The organism is Bradyrhizobium sp. 26S5 (assembly GCF_036923295.1).
GTDB classification, from domain to species: domain Bacteria; phylum Pseudomonadota; class Alphaproteobacteria; order Rhizobiales; family Xanthobacteraceae; genus Bradyrhizobium; species Bradyrhizobium septentrionale.
This window is the reverse complement of sequence record NZ_CP145948.1, coordinates 4,429,499-4,447,846: the sequence shown is the minus strand read 5'-3', so window position 1 is coordinate 4,447,846 and position 18,348 is coordinate 4,429,499. Positions and strand designations below refer to the sequence as shown.

Genomic DNA, 18,348 nt, shown 5'->3' with positions numbered 1-18,348 from the left:
TTAAGGACCGCACCGGTCAGCGCGCGGTCCTGATCATGCTGCGCCCGGCGACCGGGTCGACCAGGCTCGGCAGGAAGCTGAAATTGGCCGACGTCTTGTTGTCGACCAGTGTCGCGAAGTTGTGACAGCTGACGCAGGAGCCAGGACCCGGCAGGCTCGGATCGCTGCCATTGTAGTTCTGGATGTAGGTCTCCAGCGTGGTGTTGGAGAGCATGCCCGGCACCGCATTGGCCGGCACGGGATTCGGCGGCGTCGGCGGTTCGAGCTGCCCGCCCCATTGTGTGCCGATCAGCATGTAATTCTGGAACACGCTCTTCAGCGAGCCCAGCGCCATCCGCCATTGCTCGTTCAACACCGTCGTCGTCGGATAGATCTGCCAGCAGCGCACCGCCTGCGGTATCGCCGTTGCTTGGCTGGTCGCGCCGTGCGCATAGGGCCGCGTCGGATTCCACGGGAATTGCGTCTTGGTGCCGAGCAGACCCTGCGGCGCGATATTGGTGCCGAGCCCCGACTGCGCCGGGTCGTAGAAGGAATAATGCGCACCGGGCGCTGTCGCCGCCGGGCCGCAGCTCGGCTTGTTGATCCAGTAGGTCGGCGACGTGGCGCTGCCGCAGCCGTTCGACACGTTGCACGGCGCCTGCGCCAGCGGCGCGTTGTCGACATGCTCGAAGGTCGCCCAGATCCATTGCGGCAGCAGCGCCTTGTTCTGCTCGACGAACGGATTGCGCTGCAGGATATGCATGCCGACCAGCCCCACCTTCTCGCTGCGGCAGAATGGCTTGCCGTTGCGGACGAGATCGCCGGAGACGGCGAGCAGGATGTTCTGCGTGTAATATTTCGACGCGTCGTCCTTGGCCGGATCGAGGATGCGCCAGGCCGCCTTGATCTCGATCGAGCCGTTCTTGCCGTCGGGCACCGACGCCGACGCGGTGAAATCGGCGCCCTTCGGATTGGCCTTGATGAAATTGCGCTGCCCGTCGCGCGTCGTCAGCGTCTGCGCCGACAGTCCCTGCGGCGCGCGCAGATACGACGCCTCGATCGCATTGACGCGCCGCTCGAACAGCGTCCAGTTGCCGTTGACATCGATCAGCGGCAGATTGGTCGAGGCCTGCAGGAACTCCTCGTTGTTCGGCGCCGGCTTACCGTTGCCGTAGGAGCCGATATAGAAGATCGGCAGGGCAAGCGCCTGGGGGCAGCCGGCCCTCACCTTCGAATTGCCGAACAGCGAGCTGACCTTGGGATAGGTCTGCCAGACCCGCGGTCCCGGCGCCGTCAGCCCCTGTGCGGCCGGTTGCTCCGCGCCGCTTGCCGCCCAGTTGAGCGCCACGAACATCTGCCAGGCCATATTGTCGAACGGCGTCTGCACATCCTCGGATGCACTCCGGGGCGGATCACCATAGAGGCCGTTGTAACCGACGGTCAGTCCGAGCCGCGAATCCGGGCCGATATAGGCCGGCAGCTTCGAGCACAGCGCGCCGGTGTTGCCGGTGACGCAGAACTGCGCCTGCGGCTGATAGGAGGACTGGGTCTGCGCAACCGGCCGCAATGGCGACGCCACGATTGCCATTGCGACCAGCAGCGGCAGCACGATTCCGACAAGCCATGTCTTCATGAGAGGCCCCGAACATGTCCGGCCAACGGCGTTCAAGCACGCACGACGAAGCGCCGCCGAACCGCCTTCACCGGCGGTCAGCAATTGAGTTGAAACCATCAATCGCACTACCTGAGATTTATAGCATCGTTCGGGCCGCGCCACAACCGTGGCGTTGATTCACTATCTAAGATTGTATGTATCAGCGAACGGCAGCGCGCGGCGGACATCTCCCCGTTCAAGACCGGCCGGTGCGAGGCCCGGTCACTTCTTCAGATTCAATCGGCCGATGAAGTCGCGCTTGCCAAGCGGCGCGCCCTTGTGACGGAGGATGTCGTAGGCGGTGGTTGAATGGAAAAAGAAATTCGGCAGCGAGAACGACATCAGGAATCCTTCAACCGTGAACAGCATCGACCGCTCTCCGACCTTGAAGGTGATGTCGCGCCCGAGCAGCGCGTTGACCGCATCCGGCGTCAGGTCAGACAATTCGCTGTGCGCGTCCTTCACCAGCGCCTGCAGCCCGGCGTAATCCAGATCTGGCTTGCCGGACGGCGGGGCGAACACGCCGTTCTTCGCGGCCTGCATCGCGCCGCGGGAATGATGCGCGAGCGAGACCACCTGAAAGCGGAACGGCAACATATCCGGAAACAACCGGGTCTCGACGATCTCGGCCGGATCGATGCCTGTCTCCTTGAAATGCGCCAGGCTCTTGTCGAGAAAGCCCGTGGCGGCGCCGAGGACCTGCAGGTAATTGGCAACGGTCGCGTCGTAGAGTGAGAAGGTCATGGCGAATTCCCCAAATCAAATTTGTCTGCGGCTTGCCTGAACAGAGTTCCCGGAATTTCCGGCGAAGGCAAGCGGCGCTGCGGAGTTCGCAAACCGAATGGTGCGGCGCGCGGCGCCGGATCATTCGATCAGCCATCGCCGTTTCCGGCAGTCAGCTCTGATGCGGTCCTCGCATCATCTTCATGGCGTCCTCGACGTGGCGCCAGTCCCGGGCTTGTTCGGTCTCGCCCTTGCTCTCGCAGTCGACGGCATTCTGCGCCGCCTGGGCGATCGCTTGCGGGCCGTACGTCTGCAACATCTGCCACGCGATAGTGTGGATTTGCGTCTCGGCTATCATGACGCGCTCCTCCGCTGCCGAATGGCGCGGGGACAGGCGCGACCGCGTGCCCCGCGCGCTGACCTTAAAACCGCCGAACGCGCTGTCTGGTTCCAGGATCACCGCCGAACTCGACGGATTCGGCGGTTCCCACGCGCCGCGCCGGCGGTTACAGAGAGATCACTCCGACCTACACGAGTTGCCGCTAACATGGCGCAGAACATCTATGACGATCCCGGCTTCTTCGCCGGCTACAGCCAGTTGCCGCGGCAGGTCCGCGGACTGCTCGGCGCGCCCGAATGGCCCGCGATCCGCGCCATGCTGCCCGATATCGCCGGCAAGCGCGTGGTCGATCTCGGCTGCGGCTTCGGCTGGGTGTCGCGCTGGATGCGCGAGCAAGGTGCATCCGACGTGCTCGGCGTCGACCTGTCGCAGAACATGATCGCCCGCACCACCGCGATGACGCAGGATCCGGCCATCAGTTACGAGATCGCCGACCTCGAAACGCTCGAGCTGCCGAAGGCCACGTACGATCTCGCCTACAGCGCCCTCACCTTCCACTACATCAGGGATTTCGATCGCCTGGCGCGCATGCTGTATCGCACGCTCGTTCCGGAGGGGCACTTGGTCTTCACCATCGAGCATCCGATCTACATGGCGCCCGCCCATCCGGGCTGGGGGCAGGACCAAGACGGCCGCAAGACCTGGCCGGTCAACCGCTACTTCATCGAAGGCGAACGCCGGACCGACTGGTACGTGAAGGGCGTGCTGAAATATCACCGTACCATCGGCACCACGCTCAACGCGCTGATCGGCGCCGGCTTCACGCTACGCCATATCGAGGAATTTTCTCCGACGCGCGAGCAGATCAAGGCCCTGCCCGAACTGGCCGACGAACTCGAACGCCCGATGATGATGCTGGTGTCAGCGCAGCGCTAACCTCACGCCGCCAGCAGCTTGTCGAATTCCTCGGGCGGGTATGATTTTCCGTCCTTGTCGGTGATCACGACCTGCCATCCCTCGCTGGCCCAGACCTTGGCCTTGGCGACGATGATGAAGGTGCTCTCCCGCTCGATCCTGACCGTTTCGTTCTCGCGTTCTGCGATCATCTTGTAGGCCAACGCTTGTCCCTCGCCGACGCATTCTGCTCGGTGGTGTGTTGGCAGCGGCGTTGGGCCGCAATTCGTTGGGAGCGTGACAATTTGGTGAAAGCGATGGCGCAGGAAATGACAGCGCGCAACGTGCGGTCGCGCCTACGCCAACTTTCCCATCATGGTCGGCATATCCGGCATGTGCCAGGACTTTGCGGAGATGGCTCGGATCCGCCCATCGGCTCATGCAGCGAGCAGACCTCAAGGAAAAACCCCGCCTTGGAGGGACAACGCCAAGGCGGGGAAGGTTCATTGGGTAGAAATCCACGCGCCTGGAAATGGAGAGCGCGGGGAAGTAGCGGCAACAATTCTATTTGCTGCGCTCGTTCGGACAACAGGATTAAAGCGCGCGAAATGCCGGGACTTTTTCCCGATCGAGCTGGCAAAAATCCCGAACCTGGCTTCTGCCACGCCGTTCACTGCACGACGTCGAGCCTGACATTGGCGACGCCCTTGCCGACCATGCCGAGCGACTGTGCGGCGGAATAGGAGACGTCGACGATGCGCCCGGGAACGTAGGGTCCGCGATCGTTGACGCGCACGGTGACGGAACGGCCGCTCTTGACGTCGGTGACGCGCAGCCTGGTGCCGAACGGCAGCGTGGGATGCGCGGCCGTCAGTTCGCGCCCGTCGAACTTCTCGCCGCTCGCGGTTGGCTGCGCCTCGCTGTAGAAGCTCGCGACGCCGTGCGACGCAATCTTGGTGTCGCCGGTCTTGCGCGAGGCGTAAGGCGTATGCCTGCGCGCAGCTGCAACACGTGTGCGTGGCGCAGAGGATGCTGCCCGTGTCGCCTCGATCGAGGCTGGCCGGCTCGCGAGCGCCTGTGAGCGCTGGCTGACAACGGAGGACTGCGCGCAAGCCGCGAGCGAGGCGGCGCCGATCATCACGGCGAACAGCCGGAGCGGCTTTCGCGCATCAGCAAACCGGATCGCGGGCGCGGCATCCTGCGCACGGCGTTTGACGTCGACGTACCAAATGACTGCATCGTCGCGTGACATGTTGCATCCCCAACTCGCGCCCCAGCCCAAGCCGAAAATCCAACAGCTGCCTATCAGCCGAATCCAAACGGGGCGGAACGGTGGCGGAACACGGTCAGACGTGCCGCACGTAACCCGATTTTCCCTCGGCTGTGCTGGATACGCCACACAACCGAGGGAGATTCAGTCCGGAAATGCAGTCCGGTGCCCCTCGCGAGTGCACGTCGACGCTCGTGCCCCCTTTGCCTCCGGCTTCGGTTCCCGAAACTCCCCAACCTCTCCACCCTCTCGCCTTGCTTTGGTCAAACCGGACTGGAGTCGTGGGGACAGGGTCAGGGGTCGATACAGAGCGTTAATTTGCCGGCCGCCCATTTGCGGTTGACCTTGGACTGAAACGGGGACCGCCATGCAATCCACACTGAAAGACGCAGATCCGCACGATATTTTCGCGATTGAGCCGAGCTTCGCACCGGCACGTAAGGACGATGCCGCCGCACAGGACGGAAAGGCAGCGCCGGAGCAGCGCGAGCCGTGGTTCGGCCCGAGGCTCGCGCCCTCATCGGCGCCGCCGATTGCGTCCGTCGCCTCGGTGCCACCAGTCACACCGGGAACAATGACGCCGGCACCGGCCGCGCCTGAGTACAGCGCCGCGAGCCATGACGGCAGACTTGACGACATCAGACTGGAGCGCGCGCCGCGCTCCACCAATAAATGGGCGATTCGCGCCTTCTGGTTCGTGTTCGCGATCGCCGGCGCCATGGGCACCGCGGCGTGGCAACACTACGGACATCGCGTCAAGCAGGTGGTGGCGGAGTACGCGCCCCAGGTCGAGGCCCTGACGTCGCTGCTACCAGGAAGAGCCACTCCTGCTCCCGACCAGGCGAGCCCACCCGCGCAGGCGGCTGCCGCCGATCAGTCGGCTGAGGCCGCTCCGGCCGCTGCGCCACAGGACATCGCCACGGCCGCGCCCACACCTGCCGCAGCCCCGGCGGCCGCAGCGGTGCCAGTTGCGCCCGCCGCCCCGGCGGCAGCGCCAGCCGGAGCCGCACCCGACCAGACGCAGTTGCTGCAGTCGATGGCGCGCGATCTGGCGTCGATGGGACAGCAGATCGAGCAGCTCAAGACCAGCATCGATCAGCTCAAGGCCGGCCAGGATCAGTTGACACAGCGTGTCGCGAGGACGACCGAAACCCGGGCCATCGAACCGCGGCCGGTCGCGCCGCGTCCGCGCGCCGCAATCACGCCGCCGCCGGCGGCGCCCCATGCGGCCGTTGCTCCGCCGCCGGTACGCCGGCCAGCCCAGGCCTACATCCCGCCGCCACCCCCGCCGGCATCGGCGGCGCCGGTTGCAGCCGCACCGCAGGCTGCGGCACCACGGCCGGTGCAACCGCAGCAGCAGTCCAGCGTGGTTGATGCCGATGATGGCGGCCCCGTCGTTCGGCCGCCGATGCCGCTGCGCTGAAGGCCAGCCGGCGATTGAAAAGAACGGCGGCCGATCGCGATACGCGATCGGCCGCCACTCATCACACGATGCGAATTACGCGCTCTGTCCCGGCGGCAGCACGACCACGGTCGCGCCCGGCTTGACCCGCTGGTAGAGATCAATCACGTCGGGATTGTTCATGCGGATGCAACCCGACGAGATCGCTTGCCCGATATATTCGGGCTGGTTGGTGCCGTGGATGCGGTAGAGCGTGTCCTTGTTGCCCTGGTAGAGGTAGATGCCCCGGGCGCCGAGCGGGTTGGCCGGCCCGCCGGCGACACGCGCCGGATACGGCCCGAGCCGCTCCTGGATGTCCTTGGTCGGAACCCAATCCGGCCATTCGGCGAGCCGGCCCACGGTGGCGACACCGGAGAACGCCATCGCCTCCTCGCCCACGGCGACGCCGTAGCGGATCGCCTTGCCGCCGGGCAGCACGTAATAAAGGTAGCGCTTGTCGGTATCGACCAGGATCGACCCCGGCTGCTCGCGGCGCGTGTAATCGACAATGTGGCGCTGGAACTGATCCGGGATCTTGGCGTCCGCATAGGGCGGATGCGCCAGCAACTGCCGATCGCGCGGCGTCATCGCGGCATCCGTCACGGGCGACAGCGTCGCCTGCATGCAGCCGCCAAGTGCAAGCGAACCCACCAGCACAGCAGCAAGCCCCAACTTCGACACGATCATTCTCCCCTGCGTTAACTTTTGCCAGATGCTGCCGAAATCGTGCTGAAATCGTGGCAGCGCCATCTGGAACACGGCTGTTTGATCGGTTCCTTTAGCGACTGTGTCCTGTGGGTTGCAGTCGGTTCCCTTGGGCGCTAGCGTAGTAAAAAACGTCCAAAACCTTCGGAGGAATTCCATGCGTTACGCTCTGCTGATCGGCGGCCTGATTGTCGCAGCAACCCCTGCCCACGCCGATCCGCGCGCGGCCTATGTCACGATGGTGCTGCAGGCCTTTGCCGCCAAGGTCGAGTGCCCCGGCACCGATCTGGTCTATCAGGACCTCGTGCAGCGGGCGCAGGACATGCACCTCCCCGACGGCACCACCGAGCAGGTGCGCAAGGCGATCGCCTATATGCACACCGGCGGCAAGATGGGCGAGAAGCAGCCCGACGACCTGATGACCGAAGTTGCGATCGCAACCCAGACCACCGACCTCGATCAGCGCCGCGCCGGCAGCTTGACGACTTGGTGCCAAGACCAAAAGACGCGGCTTGCGGGCTACATCAGGACCAAGGAGTAACTTCGACTCTCAGTCGAGCTCCGGCGGCGCGAACCAGTTGGTCAGCGACAGACCGCCGTCGACCACGATCGATGCGCCGGTAACGTAGCCGGAGAGCTTGTGCGACAGCACGGCCAGCGCCATCGGCGCGAGATCGTCGGCCTGGCCAAGCCGCCCGAGCGGGATGTGCTTGGCGAGCGCCGGATCGGCGACGAAGCCGCCGGCTGCGATCGCGCCGGGCACCAGGGCGTTGACGCGGATGCCATAGCGGCCCCAGCTCTTGGCAAGCTCCTTCACCAGCATCGCCATACCGGCCTTCGCCGTCGAGTAATGCGGCAGGTTGCGGGGCGTGCCGGCATGCAGCGAGGTGAGTAGCAGGAACGAGCCCGGCGTCTTCGCCTCGATCAGCCTGCGCGCCAGGTCGCGCGACAGATGAAAGCCGGCATCGAGATTGACCGCGTGCATCTGCCGCCAGGTTTCTTGATCGACCGCCATCGCATGATCGGCCTCGCGCCGCGGCGGCGAAGCGCTGTGGACGAAATGCGTCACCTGCCCGAGCCTTGCTTGTGCATGCGCCAGCAGGGCGTCGCACGCCTCACGCTGCGCGAGATCGCCGATCCAGGGCACGGCAAGCTCGGGACGCGGGGCGGCCTTGATCGCGGCGAGAACCTTGTCCTCATGCAGATCGGCAAACACCGTGCGCACGCCTTCGCCGACCAGGGCCTGCGCGATGGCGCGGCCGATGCCGTTGCCCGCGCCGGTGACCAGGGCGGCTTCGCGCGCGGGATCGAAGGGTGACGTGAAGAGGCTCATGATCCCAAAACTCCCGGGCTGGCAGACCTGCGCTCAATATGGCGGCGCCTTGCGCGCCCGCTGCGCCTTGGCGGCTTCCATCCACCAGGCAAGATCGTCGGCAAAGCGTGGGAAGGCGCGTTCGAGCGATTTGCCGCCCTCGCCGATCGGCTGGCCTTCGGCCGACAGGGTCTGCGCGATCGGCCCCGCGCTGATCGTGCTCGACACCACAACCATGCCCATCTCCGACAGCGTGCCGTGCCATGCGGTCGCGGCGCGCACCCCGGCGAACCGTCCGGCCGAATAGCTCGCGATCGCCGCGGGCCGCCAGAACCATTCCTCGAGGAAATGATCGGTCAGGTTCTTCAGCCCGGGCTGCATGCCCCAATTGTACTCGCCGGTGACGAACAGGAAGCCGTCGGCGTCGCGGATCTTTCCGGCGAGCGTTTCGAGCGCGGCCGGCGCCTGCCCCTTGGGATGTTCCTTGTACATCCGGTCGAGCATCGGCAGGCCGACCTCCTTGGCATCGATCAACTCGACATCGTCGCCGCGGGCGCGAAAGCCCTCGACGACGAAATGCGCCAGCCGGATGCCCATGCGATCCGAACGATAGGAGCCGTAGAAGACGAGAATGCGGTGGGTCATGATGGCGATCCTAGCACGGTGCGGCAACACCCGTCCCACAGCGGGGCGCGCAGATGTTAACCGGCATTCCGGCTCGTTTTCCCGGCATTAAGCAATTCGTCGCAGGCCCTTTGCCGCGGCCCAAAATCGCCAGATTTCTTTTCTGGATATGAGTTCGCTTCGAGAAGGAGAACCCGACATGCGGATTGCAGGGCTGGTTTTCGCAGGCTCGCTCGCCGCCATCGCTGCCATTGCAACACCAGCGCTGGCGAAGAGTGCCGAGCGGCAGAAAGCCGACGACAAATCCACCACCACCACGACTTCAGCCGGCTGCCAAGCCTATCAGCAGGCCGCCGACGGCACCTGGACCCAGCTGCCCTGCGGCGAAGCGGGCTCGGGCGGCGCGACCCAGCACCGCTCTGCGACCAAGGGCGGCGCTGACGACGACGAGCACTGAACGCCACGCACGGCGGGGCGGCGCCTTGAACCTTTCGACGATCGGACTTTAGCCCGGAGCGCCGCGGCTCGCGCATCGTAAACCCAAGCTTAATGCGCACAAGGTACGGTTGAGGCCTCCCCTCTCTCGTCCAGAATGGCGCGCATCCCATGAAAATCGGTACTCTCCTGACGGCCGCGATCGTCTCCCTATCCGCGGTCGGCGGCGGACTGGCGGCCTATGTCGCGGTGACCAAGTACCAGACCATGGACAAGATCTCGATCGCGCAGAGCCGGCTCGAGATCGTCCGCGCCGTCGGCGATATCCCGCGCTACATGAACCCCGAGCGCGGCTACGCCACCAATTTGCTGCTCGGCACCGCCACGATCGATCCGAAGCAGATCGCCGAACTCGACCGTCAGCGCCAGCTGACCGACGGTGCACTCGCCAAGGTCAACCAGGTGCGCGCCGCCTTGCCGGGATCGCTTGACGACGGCGAGGCGGTCGCGGGCGCGATCGATGCGCTGAAGCTGAAGTTTGCCGGGCTGCGCGACGCCATTGCGGCTGCAATCGCCGGCCCGGCCGATGCCCGCCGCGCGGCCGCCGGCAAGATCGTCGCCGACAATTCCGTGTTCAACGCCGGTGTCACCACGCTGCTCGACGAGCAGGTGCGCCGGCTCGCCGGCCTCGACGGCAATGCCTATCGCCAGGCCAGCTACGCCAACGTCGCCTGGACGCTGCGCGACATCGGCGGCCTCAACGCCAGCCTGCACAAGGCGCTGGTCGGCGCCAAGCGTGTGGCGACCGATCAGGAGAAGCTGGAACTCTACCGCTCGACCGGCCGCACCGAGCAGATCCTCTCGACGCTGCAGGAGTTGCGCAACAATCCGGCAACGCCTGTCAACGTCATGACGGCGCTCGGCAAGATGCAGGCCGATTACGTCGAGCGGTTCGGCAAGGCGCTGAAGTTCGCCAAGGAAGGCGCAGTGACCGGCAAGTACGAGCAGGACCTCGACACCTACTACCCCGAATCGCAAATCGGCCTCGCCGCCATCATCACCGTGCGCGACGCGTTCTACGAGAATGCCGAGCAGGGCCTTGCGAGCGCCTACTCGTCGGCGCGGTTCAGCTTCGTGATTGCGCTGGTCGGGCTGCTCGCGGTCATTGCGGTCAGCGCCGGCCTCATCGTCATGCTCGGCCGCCGCATCCTCAACCCGATCGCCGCCCTCACCGGCCGGATGTCACGTCTCGCCGCGGGCGACGTAGCCGAGGCTATCCCGGGCGCCGCACGCAACGACGAGATCGGCGCCATGGCCGCCGCCGTGCAGGTGTTCAAGGACAACAAGATCGAAGCCGATCGCCTCGCTGCCGAGAAGGAAGCCGAGAACGACGTCAAGATGCGCCGCGCCCGCGTGCTCGACGATCTGACCCGCGCCTTCGAAGCCAAGGTCACCGAACTGGTCGGCGGACTGTCGGCGGCATCCTCGGTGATGGAGGATACGGCGCAGTCGATGTCGGCGACCGCCGCCGCCACCAACCGCCAGGCCGCGGTCGTGGCGGCCGCATCGGATCAGACCTCGACCAACGTGCAGACGGTGGCGAGCGCGACCGAGGAACTGACCTCCTCGATCTCGGAGATCGCCCGCCAGGTCGCGACCTCGACCGAGATCGCGGCGCGCGCGGTCGACCATGCCCGCCGCACCGGCGACACCGCGCGTTCGCTGGCCGACGGCGCGCAGAAGATCGGCGACGTGGTGACGCTGATCCAGAGCATCGCGGCACAGACCAACCTGCTCGCGCTCAACGCCACCATCGAGGCGGCGCGCGCCGGCGAGGCCGGCCGCGGCTTTGCGGTGGTCGCCTCGGAGGTGAAATCGCTCGCCGGCCAGACCGCGAAGGCGACCACGGAGATTGCCGAACAGATCACCGCGATCCAGACCGCAAGCGACGAGACCGTCACCGCAATCAGGAGCGTCGTCGACGTCATTACCGAGATCGACCAGATCGGCACCGCGATCGCCGCCGCGATCGAGGAACAGGGCTCGGCAACCCAGGAGATCTCGCGCAGCGTTCAGGAAGCCGCGCGCGGCACCCAGGAGGTCAATTCCAACATCTCCGGCGTGCAGCGCGCCGCCGACGACACCGGCGCTGCGGCAACCCAGGTGCTGGGCGCGGCCGAACAGCTCTCGACGCAATCCAAGGACCTCGCCGGCCAGGTCAACCGCTTCCTCTCCGACGTGCGGGCGGCCTGAGACGGTGGCGGGGCACGGCCACGCCTGTCACGACTGAATAACCGTTAGCCGCCGCGCAGGCCGAGCACGCGACGCGCGATCGACTGGCGATGAACCTCGCTCGGGCCTTCGTAGACCCGCATCAGACGGGCCTTCTGCCAGAGCGCGTTGAGCGGCAATTCCAGCGTCACGCCGAGCGCGCCGAGCGTCTGCATGGCGTGGTCGCAGGCGTCATAGGCCATCTCGGTCGCGAACACCTTGATCATCGAGGCCTCGTGGCGGATGTCCTCACCGCGATCGGTCTTGTCGGCGGCCTCGCGCACCATCAGCCGGCAGGCATGCATCCGCGTGGAGATATCGGCGATCCACCACTGGATCGCCTGGCGCTCGGCGAGCTTGACGCCGAACGTCTCGCGCTGCTTGGCGTGATCGCACATCATGTCGAGCGCGCGCTTGGTGATGCCGACGCAGGTCGATCCCATCTCGAGTCGCCGCGTGCGCAGGCGCAGCTGCATCGGCGCATAGCCCTTGCCGACCTCGCCCAGCACGGAGTCCTTCGGGATGCGGCAGTCCTCGAACACGATCTCGTAGGTCGAGCCACCGCCGAGCATCGGGATCTCGCGCTCGATGATGAATCCCGGCGTGCCCTTCTCGACGATAAAGGAGGTGATGCCGCCCTGGCGCTGGTCGCTGCCGACGCGCGCCATCACGATGATGAAGTCGGCGGCGCGCGCATTGCTGATCCAAATCTTGCGGCCGTTCAGCACCCACTCTTCGCCATCGAGCGCCGCGCGGGTCTTCATGGCCGCGGGATCGCCACCGGCGCCCGGCTCCGAGATCGCGATCGCCGATGCCATCCGGCCTTCGATATAGGGCTGCAGATATTTCTTCTTCTGCGCCTCGGTGCCGACCGCCTGCAGCATACGCAGGTTCGGCGAGTCCGGCGGCAGCACGAAGGGCACGCAGCTGCGGCCGAGTTCCTCGTGCACTGCAGCCATCGTGCGCGTCGGCAGGTCGTGGCCGCCGAGATCCTCGGGCGCATCGAGGCCCCAGAGTCCGAGCTCCTTCGAGACGTCGCGCAGCCGCTTGCGCTGTTCCGGCGTGAGCTCGGGATGATCGCTGCCGGGCAGTTTCGATTTCAGATATTGCGGCTCGAGCGGGATCAGCTCGCGATCGACGAATCTCGCGACGGTCTCGCGGATCATGGCTGTCTGTTCATCATCGCTCATCTGAGATTCCTCGCCTGCGCTGTTGTGCTTCAAAAAACCAGTAGCGCATTTTTTGCCGGCACAAATAGCGGAAACGCGCGCTCGCACTCACGCTCGCGCGAGGGTTTCACGGCGCGGAATTCAATATCCCGCGGCGTGGTCAGCGCGTGCGTATTTGCGCGGGACGCGCGGGCGCGTCGAGCAGCCGATCGCGCAGCACGAGATTGTTGGCAGCAAGGAAGCGATCGACGATCGGCGCCCAGATCGCCGTTCCATTCTCGTTGAACAGCGTGTGCCCGTCGCTGCCGAATGCAGGCGTTCGAACCAGCGAGAGCTTGCCGCCGGCTTTCGCAAACGCGTCCGACAATCGCGTCACGAGTTTCGGCCCGAAGAAATGATCGTTGTCGGCGGACACCCACAGCAGCGGGATGTGCGAGGATTTGCCGAACTGCGCGAACGCGTCGACGAGTTCGTCCTCCTCGCAGACCGTATCGGGGCCAGTCGATCCGCGGCCCGGCGCGAACGCGATCGCAGCGGCCAGACCCGACGGCGCCATCGACGTCAACGCGACCGTGGCAAAGCCTCCCGCCGAGCGGCCGACGCTGATCCACTTGCCTTTGCTAACATACGCCTGGCCCGCCATGAATTTCGCGGCAGCTGCAACGTCGCTGGCGCCGGCGCGGCCGGCCTTCGCATAGTCCGGGTCAGAGCACCCTCCGTAATTCTCGGCCCATCCACCCTGCGAGGCGCCGTAGCCGCGGCGCAGGAACGCCACCGCAACCCAGCCGCGCCGCGCGAACTCCGCAGCCTGAGCCCACATCCCGTAAGGGCTCATCGCCGGACGGTCGCTCGCCGAACGCGGTGAGCCGTGATTGAGCAGGATGAGCGGATGCGGCTGCCCGTCATCCGGCCGCAGCACGATTGCGTCGAGCAGCGCGACGGACGGCCCTGCCCCTCTTGCATTCGGCACCGGGATCTTGAGCGCATCGAGACGTATGCCCTCCGCTCGCCCGGAGCCAAGGGCCGAGATAAAGACGACCAGCGCCAGGACAACCGCGCCGGTGATGCTGCAGGTCCGCACGGTCATATCCCTCTATTCGGCAAAGCCGACGTAGCGGACAAAATCGCTGTTGGCCTCGCGGTCCGACCGCACCGCATTGGCGGCAAAGCCGTCGTCGGGATAGCCCATCGCGACGCAGGTCATGATCACCTGGTCCTCCGGGATGTCGGCAACCTCGCGCACGATGTCCGAGCGCATGATGCCCTGGCCGTTGATCACGCTGCCGAGACCGCGATCCCAGGCCGCCAGCACGATGCCGTAGCAGAGCGCGCCGAGGTCGAAATGGCAGACCGCACCGGGATCGAGGACCCGGTCGTAGGCAAGGACCAGCGAGACCGGGGCGTCGAACTGGCGGAAGCCGCGCAGCACCCAATCCTGCCGCATCGGCTTGTCGTCGCGGGCAATCCCCATCGCCCCGAACAGCTTCTTGGCGATGTCGACCTGGCGACCGCGGTGCACGCCCTGGTACTCGCCATGGCTGACGATGTCGCGCTTGGCCTTGGCGCCGGCGATCATCTCCTCCATGTTGCGGCGGCGCACTTCCTCCAGCGGCGCCCCGGTCAGGACATGGACGTGCCAGGGCTGGGTGTTCATCGAGGACGGCGCGCGCTTGGCCACCTCGATGATCTCCTCGACGGTCGCCCGGGACACCGGCTGCTTCTTGAACCCGCGCACGCTTTTGCGTGTCTGTACCAGCGTCTCGAATTCCATTCCGGGCGTCCCCCATGTTGTCCCGCGCTGCACGCGGAATTTCCTTGCTCTGATCGGGGCATTTTACCGACAAAATCGGCTGTGGGAACTTGATCGGGCGAAGAATCCGATATCCAATCCGGCCACTGGTTTGGTTTAGGGAGAACCCAGATGAAGCGGATTTTCTTGGCGGCCGTGATCGCGACCTTTGCCGCCGGTTCGGCATTTGCACAGGACGCCTCCTGCGAGACGAAGGCGGTCGGCAAGGACGGCAAGCCGCTGGCCGGCGCGGCCAAGACCTCGTTCATGAAGAAGTGCACGACCGATACCTGCGAGACCAAGGCGGTCGGCTCCGACGGCAAGAAGCTCGCCGGCGCGGCCAAAAACTCGTTCATGAAGAAGTGTCAGAGCGGCGCCTAAGCCCCTCGCCGGCGCTTCCCTCAGCCTCATCGGGACAAGACCATCGGGTCGCGCCGGCGCGGCCCGAACGGCTATTGACGGGTGGATCACCTGAGGCGCTCAGAACGAGACGCCGACCCGCACACCTCTGCTCCAGACCCGCCGGCAACGCTTCTTGGTGTTGCCATGAAACATTTCGAAACGTTCGGGCAGCTGGATCGGCTTCTGAAACTCCAGGCAGGCCCCTCCGGCAGAGTAGTCCACCAGCCGGCATTCGATCAGCGGCGCCTTCGGTTCGAGCTGCAGCTTGACCACGCTGGACACGCATCCTGTCGGACGAACACGCGCAAATCTCCGGGGATGCATCACCGCCGCCTCTGGTGGAATCGTACCAATAGCCTCTTCGGCGGCCGTTAAGATTCCGTTCAGATCGACGGTTAGGATTCGTATCTGCCAGCGGCCGAATCGGCGCGCACGGCGCCCGGACGGCGCGAGGCGGCCAGCGTCTCCGATGGCGCTTCCCCGAACTGCGACCGATAGCTGCGCGAAAAATCGCTCAGATGCCAAAATCCGTAGGCCAGCGCGCAGGCCTTGACGCTGTGCGCACCGGCGAGCAGTTGCTGGCGCACCAGCCAGAGCCGGCGCAACCGCAGATAGCGATGCAGGCTGACGCCCCGGTAGCGCTGGATGGCGTCATGCAGCGTGCGCACCGACACGCCGATCTGCCTGGCGAGTTCACCACTGTAGATCGGGTGAGCCACGTCGCCGGCCAGAATGGCACGCGCGTCGTTGAAGACCTTGAACTGGCGCGTCGTGTTGGCCCGCGTCGCCCACTTCGCCGGCACGATCTCGGCGAAGGCGTTGTCGATCGCCGCAAGCAGCGTTTCCTTGATCGACGCGCCGGTAGCGAACTGGGCATCATCGGCCGGCTGCGACGTCACGAGCAGGATTTGCCGCACCACGTCACGCAGCCGATCCTGCGCGCGTTGAGATATTTCGTGAATGCTGAAATGGAGACCCGGTTGCGGCCAACCGCGGTCGACCATCTCGGGCGTGAACATCACCGAGACATATTGGCGGGGCGTCTCCTCCACCGACGTATAGAACGCGCCGCCGCCGCCGAGCACGATCACCGCACGATCGCGCTCGACGCCGTTGAACCGCATCGGAACACCGTCATCCATCGTGAAGCCGACCGCCGTGGTGTGCCGCGCAAGCTGCGCGTCGACGATCCGCGGAAAGGATTGGGTGTAGTTGAGCTCGCATCCCGGCAAACTCAGGATGATCTGCTCGGCCGAAATCTTCCGCGCGAGTGGCGTGAAATCAACATCCAGGTCTCGGATCGAACTCCGGAATGCATCGACGTCGTCAAAACGAAAGACTCTCGGCACCAGCAATGGCGCCGTCAAATGACTGCTCCTGTGAAAGGGTCTCGAAAATGTTCGCGCGACGCAGCGCAAAACGCGCCGGCCTCACTGATAATTTCCATGCGCAAAATGCGAATCGTCCAATGAACTCAATCAGGAAAAATGCAGTCCGCTCCTCGAACCGGACAATCTGGCAAAGCAGCGCTGCTGCCGATTTTCGATAGTGTTTGCCGGGATATCCACCACCAGGATCGATCCTCCCATCAATTTCTATACCCCTATTAAAGATTCGGGGAGCAGATTGGTTGTGGGGACGACGAAGTTCCCCATCGCGGAACATTTTAGGTACCGCAATGACAGCCATTGCCTCGCCCGACCTTATTGCCGAACTCGACCATGTCCTGAAGGCCGGCTCACCGGACCGCCGGACCCGCATGCTGCGGGAAGTGGCCGGGCTTTTTATCGAGGACGCCCACCGGCTCAACGAACATCACGTCGGACTGTTCGACGACATCCTGGTCCGCCTGACCGAGAGCGTCGAGCTCCGGACTTTGACCACGCTCAGCCGCTCCCTTGCCGACCTGCGTCTGGTGCCGCGGGAACTGGCACGGCGGCTCGCCAATCATGACGACGCCGATGTCGCCGCGCCTATCCTGCGCAAATGCGACTGCATTCCGAATGCCGACCTGATCGACATCGCCTGGATGCGGGCCGAAGGACATCTCTGCGCGATCGCGGGACGCAAGGCCGTCAACCAGGAGCTCACGGACATTCTGCTGATGCGCGGCGACGGCAGCGTCCTGCGCGCCCTGGCCGAAAATCCCGGCGCGGAACTGACCAGCGCCGGCTTTGCCATGATGGTCGATGCCGCCGAACGCGACGACGGCATCGCGGACGCATTGATATCGCGCGCCGACCTGCCGCACCGTGTGCTTGCCGATCTCGTCATGCGGTCCACGCCGCGTCAGCAGGCCCGGCTGCTCAAGCGCGCACGTCCCGACATTCAGGACGCGATCCGAGCCGCCATCGATTCCGGCGCAGCCCGCGCCTCCGCAAAACCACCAGCCACGATCGACTATGCGGAGGCGCGGGCCACGGTGATGGCCCTGAACAAGTCGGGACAGCTGAACGATTCCAGCGTCAACCGTTTCGCGATCAGGCAAGAGGTCCGCAACGTCGTCGCGGCGCTGGCGCAGCTCGCGAGCGTTCCGATCGAGACCATCACGCCGCTGATGGAGGCCGCCGACAGCAGCGGGCTCGTCATCGCCTGCCGCGCGTCGCGACTGAACTGGAACACGACGGCCGCCATCGTCAGCTACCGAAAGGCCGGCCCGACGGTCGCCCCTGACGAGCTGGAGCGCGCCCGGCAGACGTTCGAAGGGCTGCCACTGTCGAACGCGCAGCGCATGATCCGGTTCGGTTCGCTGAGCGAGCTGACCGCGAAGCCTTCAGTGAAAGTGTGAGTACGTAATGACGTATGGTGACCGCAGGGCGGAGCGCGTCAGGCTCGAGACCCGCTATCCCGTCAATCTCATGGGTGTCGACGGCACATGGCGACGGAGCTGCATCCTGCTCGACGTCTCGCAGAGTGGCGCCCGGCTCGAGGTCGACGGAACGCTTGATGTGCTGAAGGCCCAGGAGTTCTTCCTGGTTTTGTCCTCGCGGGGACTGGCCTTCCGCCGCTGCGAGCTGGTCCGTGTCGACGGCACCGAGATCGGCGTGAGATTCATCGAAGAGAAAAAGCGAAAGGGACGCCCGGTCATTCCGAAATGAGGATGGCGGCATCCGGTCTGAAAGGAAGTTGACGACATGCCGAGAGCGACAAACATCGTGGTATCGACCGTGTCAGCCGCACCGTTGCGCGGGACCATCGAAATCGACTGCGCCGGCACCGTCGCGACGTTCGAGATCGACGAGGAGCTCGCACACCGCCTCTGCACCGATCTCGAACGGTTTCTGACCCAGGTTCCGCGCCGGACCCAGGTGACGCGGCTCGGGTAACGCCGCCCTTTCGC

At 65.3% G+C, this 18,348-nt stretch carries 23 protein-coding genes; 9 read left to right on the top strand and 14 right to left on the bottom strand.

Translation table 11 applies throughout. The features are described 5' to 3' along the window. Window positions 1–16: 16 nt before the first annotated feature. From V5279_RS20440 to V5279_RS20430, 3 genes are all read right to left on the bottom strand, one after another. Window positions 17–1,612: a hypothetical protein gene (locus tag V5279_RS20440; protein WP_338700402.1), complete on the bottom strand. Its 1,596-nt coding sequence runs from the start codon at window positions 1,610–1,612 to the stop codon at window positions 17–19. A 243-nt stretch (window positions 1,613–1,855) separates the two neighbouring features. Further along, window positions 1,856–2,377 carry a DUF1993 domain-containing protein gene (locus V5279_RS20435; RefSeq protein WP_166294820.1) on the bottom strand — a complete coding sequence of 174 codons (522 nt, stop codon included), beginning with the start codon at window positions 2,375–2,377 and terminating at the stop codon, window positions 1,856–1,858. Between the two features lie 151 nt (window positions 2,378–2,528). Then, window positions 2,529–2,714, bottom strand: coding sequence for a hypothetical protein (locus V5279_RS20430; RefSeq protein WP_156928692.1), 186 nt, complete (start codon window positions 2,712–2,714; stop codon window positions 2,529–2,531). Between the two features lie 189 nt (window positions 2,715–2,903). On the opposite strand from V5279_RS20430, the gene V5279_RS20425 reads away from it, so the two are divergent. Then, a complete protein-coding gene (locus V5279_RS20425; RefSeq protein WP_338700398.1) occupies window positions 2,904–3,632 on the top strand; it encodes a class I SAM-dependent methyltransferase in 729 nt (242 codons plus the stop codon). A 2-nt stretch (window positions 3,633–3,634) separates the two neighbouring features. On the opposite strand, the gene V5279_RS20420 is transcribed toward V5279_RS20425, so the two are convergent. Continuing rightward, window positions 3,635–3,814 carry a hypothetical protein gene (locus V5279_RS20420; protein WP_029082211.1) on the bottom strand — a complete coding sequence of 60 codons (180 nt, stop codon included), beginning with the start codon at window positions 3,812–3,814 and terminating at the stop codon, window positions 3,635–3,637. A gap of 446 nt (window positions 3,815–4,260) precedes the next feature. Further along, window positions 4,261–4,842 (bottom strand): septal ring lytic transglycosylase RlpA family protein, encoded by a 582-nt coding sequence (locus V5279_RS20415; RefSeq protein WP_338700396.1) that lies wholly within the window; start codon window positions 4,840–4,842, stop codon window positions 4,261–4,263. A 385-nt stretch (window positions 4,843–5,227) separates the two neighbouring features. Here V5279_RS20415 and V5279_RS20410 point away from each other — a divergent pair, with 385 nt between their 5' ends. After that, complete coding sequence (locus V5279_RS20410; RefSeq protein ID WP_338700394.1) at window positions 5,228–6,283, top strand: hypothetical protein; 1,056 nt, start codon at window positions 5,228–5,230, stop codon at window positions 6,281–6,283. A 75-nt stretch (window positions 6,284–6,358) separates the two neighbouring features. Here V5279_RS20410 and V5279_RS20405 read toward each other — a convergent pair whose 3' ends face one another. Beyond that, entirely contained in the window at window positions 6,359–6,988 is a 630-nt protein-coding gene (locus tag V5279_RS20405; RefSeq protein WP_224741651.1) for a L,D-transpeptidase, read from the bottom strand. 175 nt (window positions 6,989–7,163) lie between these two features. Here V5279_RS20405 and V5279_RS20400 point away from each other — a divergent pair, with 175 nt between their 5' ends. Further along, window positions 7,164–7,547 carry a hypothetical protein gene (locus V5279_RS20400; protein ID WP_338700390.1) on the top strand — a complete coding sequence of 128 codons (384 nt, stop codon included), beginning with the start codon at window positions 7,164–7,166 and terminating at the stop codon, window positions 7,545–7,547. A 9-nt stretch (window positions 7,548–7,556) separates the two neighbouring features. Here the strand turns inward: V5279_RS20400 and V5279_RS20395 are convergent, their stop codons facing one another. Both V5279_RS20395 and V5279_RS20390 read right to left on the bottom strand, forming a co-directional pair. Continuing rightward, the gene (locus V5279_RS20395) at window positions 7,557–8,339 is read right to left on the bottom strand and encodes an SDR family oxidoreductase (protein WP_338700388.1); all 783 of its coding nucleotides are present in this window, start codon (window positions 8,337–8,339) and stop codon (window positions 7,557–7,559) included. A 33-nt stretch (window positions 8,340–8,372) separates the two neighbouring features. Further along, window positions 8,373–8,963 (bottom strand): NAD(P)H-dependent oxidoreductase, encoded by a 591-nt coding sequence (locus V5279_RS20390; RefSeq protein ID WP_338700386.1) that lies wholly within the window; start codon window positions 8,961–8,963, stop codon window positions 8,373–8,375. A gap of 178 nt (window positions 8,964–9,141) precedes the next feature. On the opposite strand from V5279_RS20390, the gene V5279_RS20385 reads away from it, so the two are divergent. Then, window positions 9,142–9,399 (top strand): hypothetical protein, encoded by a 258-nt coding sequence (locus V5279_RS20385; RefSeq protein WP_338700384.1) that lies wholly within the window; start codon window positions 9,142–9,144, stop codon window positions 9,397–9,399. A gap of 149 nt (window positions 9,400–9,548) precedes the next feature. Next, on the top strand, window positions 9,549–11,630 hold the full coding sequence (locus tag V5279_RS20380) for a HAMP domain-containing methyl-accepting chemotaxis protein (protein ID WP_338700382.1): 2,082 nt from the start codon (window positions 9,549–9,551) through the stop codon (window positions 11,628–11,630). Window positions 11,631–11,674: 44 nt separating this feature from the next. On the opposite strand, the gene V5279_RS20375 is transcribed toward V5279_RS20380, so the two are convergent. The 3 genes from V5279_RS20375 to V5279_RS20365 form a co-directional block, all read right to left on the bottom strand. Beyond that, window positions 11,675–12,838, bottom strand: coding sequence for an acyl-CoA dehydrogenase family protein (locus V5279_RS20375; protein WP_338700381.1), 1,164 nt, complete (start codon window positions 12,836–12,838; stop codon window positions 11,675–11,677). A 139-nt stretch (window positions 12,839–12,977) separates the two neighbouring features. Continuing rightward, complete coding sequence (locus tag V5279_RS20370) at window positions 12,978–13,898, bottom strand: alpha/beta hydrolase family protein (protein ID WP_338700380.1); 921 nt, start codon at window positions 13,896–13,898, stop codon at window positions 12,978–12,980. 12 nt (window positions 13,899–13,910) lie between these two features. Further along, window positions 13,911–14,588, bottom strand: a complete 678-nt coding sequence (locus V5279_RS20365; RefSeq protein ID WP_166294805.1) for a nitroreductase — start codon at window positions 14,586–14,588, stop codon at window positions 13,911–13,913. 150 nt (window positions 14,589–14,738) lie between these two features. Here V5279_RS20365 and V5279_RS20360 point away from each other — a divergent pair, with 150 nt between their 5' ends. Beyond that, complete coding sequence (locus tag V5279_RS20360) at window positions 14,739–14,987, top strand: hypothetical protein (protein WP_029082223.1); 249 nt, start codon at window positions 14,739–14,741, stop codon at window positions 14,985–14,987. Between the two features lie 99 nt (window positions 14,988–15,086). On the opposite strand, the gene V5279_RS20355 is transcribed toward V5279_RS20360, so the two are convergent. The 3 genes from V5279_RS20355 to V5279_RS20345 all read right to left on the bottom strand — a co-directional run bounded on the left by V5279_RS20355 (window position 15,087) and on the right by V5279_RS20345 (window position 16,697). Continuing rightward, on the bottom strand, window positions 15,087–15,332 hold the full coding sequence (locus V5279_RS20355; RefSeq protein WP_165123412.1) for a PilZ domain-containing protein: 246 nt from the start codon (window positions 15,330–15,332) through the stop codon (window positions 15,087–15,089). A gap of 71 nt (window positions 15,333–15,403) precedes the next feature. Continuing rightward, the gene (locus V5279_RS20350; RefSeq protein ID WP_338700379.1) at window positions 15,404–16,375 is read right to left on the bottom strand and encodes a helix-turn-helix domain-containing protein; all 972 of its coding nucleotides are present in this window, start codon (window positions 16,373–16,375) and stop codon (window positions 15,404–15,406) included. After that, on the bottom strand, window positions 16,335–16,697 hold the full coding sequence (locus V5279_RS20345; RefSeq protein ID WP_338700377.1) for a hypothetical protein: 363 nt from the start codon (window positions 16,695–16,697) through the stop codon (window positions 16,335–16,337). The genes V5279_RS20350 and V5279_RS20345 overlap by 41 nt, the downstream gene beginning before the upstream one ends. On the opposite strand from V5279_RS20345, the gene V5279_RS20340 reads away from it, so the two are divergent. Genes V5279_RS20340 through V5279_RS20330 form a run of 3 tightly spaced genes read left to right on the top strand, consistent with a single transcriptional unit; the run spans window position 16,687 to window position 18,334 of the window. Beyond that, window positions 16,687–17,796 (top strand): DUF2336 domain-containing protein, encoded by a 1,110-nt coding sequence (locus V5279_RS20340; protein WP_338700374.1) that lies wholly within the window; start codon window positions 16,687–16,689, stop codon window positions 17,794–17,796. The genes V5279_RS20345 and V5279_RS20340 overlap by 11 nt on opposite strands. A 7-nt stretch (window positions 17,797–17,803) precedes the next feature. Further along, complete coding sequence (locus V5279_RS20335; protein WP_166204601.1) at window positions 17,804–18,106, top strand: PilZ domain-containing protein; 303 nt, start codon at window positions 17,804–17,806, stop codon at window positions 18,104–18,106. A 36-nt stretch (window positions 18,107–18,142) separates the two neighbouring features. Then, entirely contained in the window at window positions 18,143–18,334 is a 192-nt protein-coding gene (locus V5279_RS20330) for a hypothetical protein (RefSeq protein WP_166294799.1), read from the top strand. Window positions 18,335–18,348 lie beyond the last annotated feature (14 nt).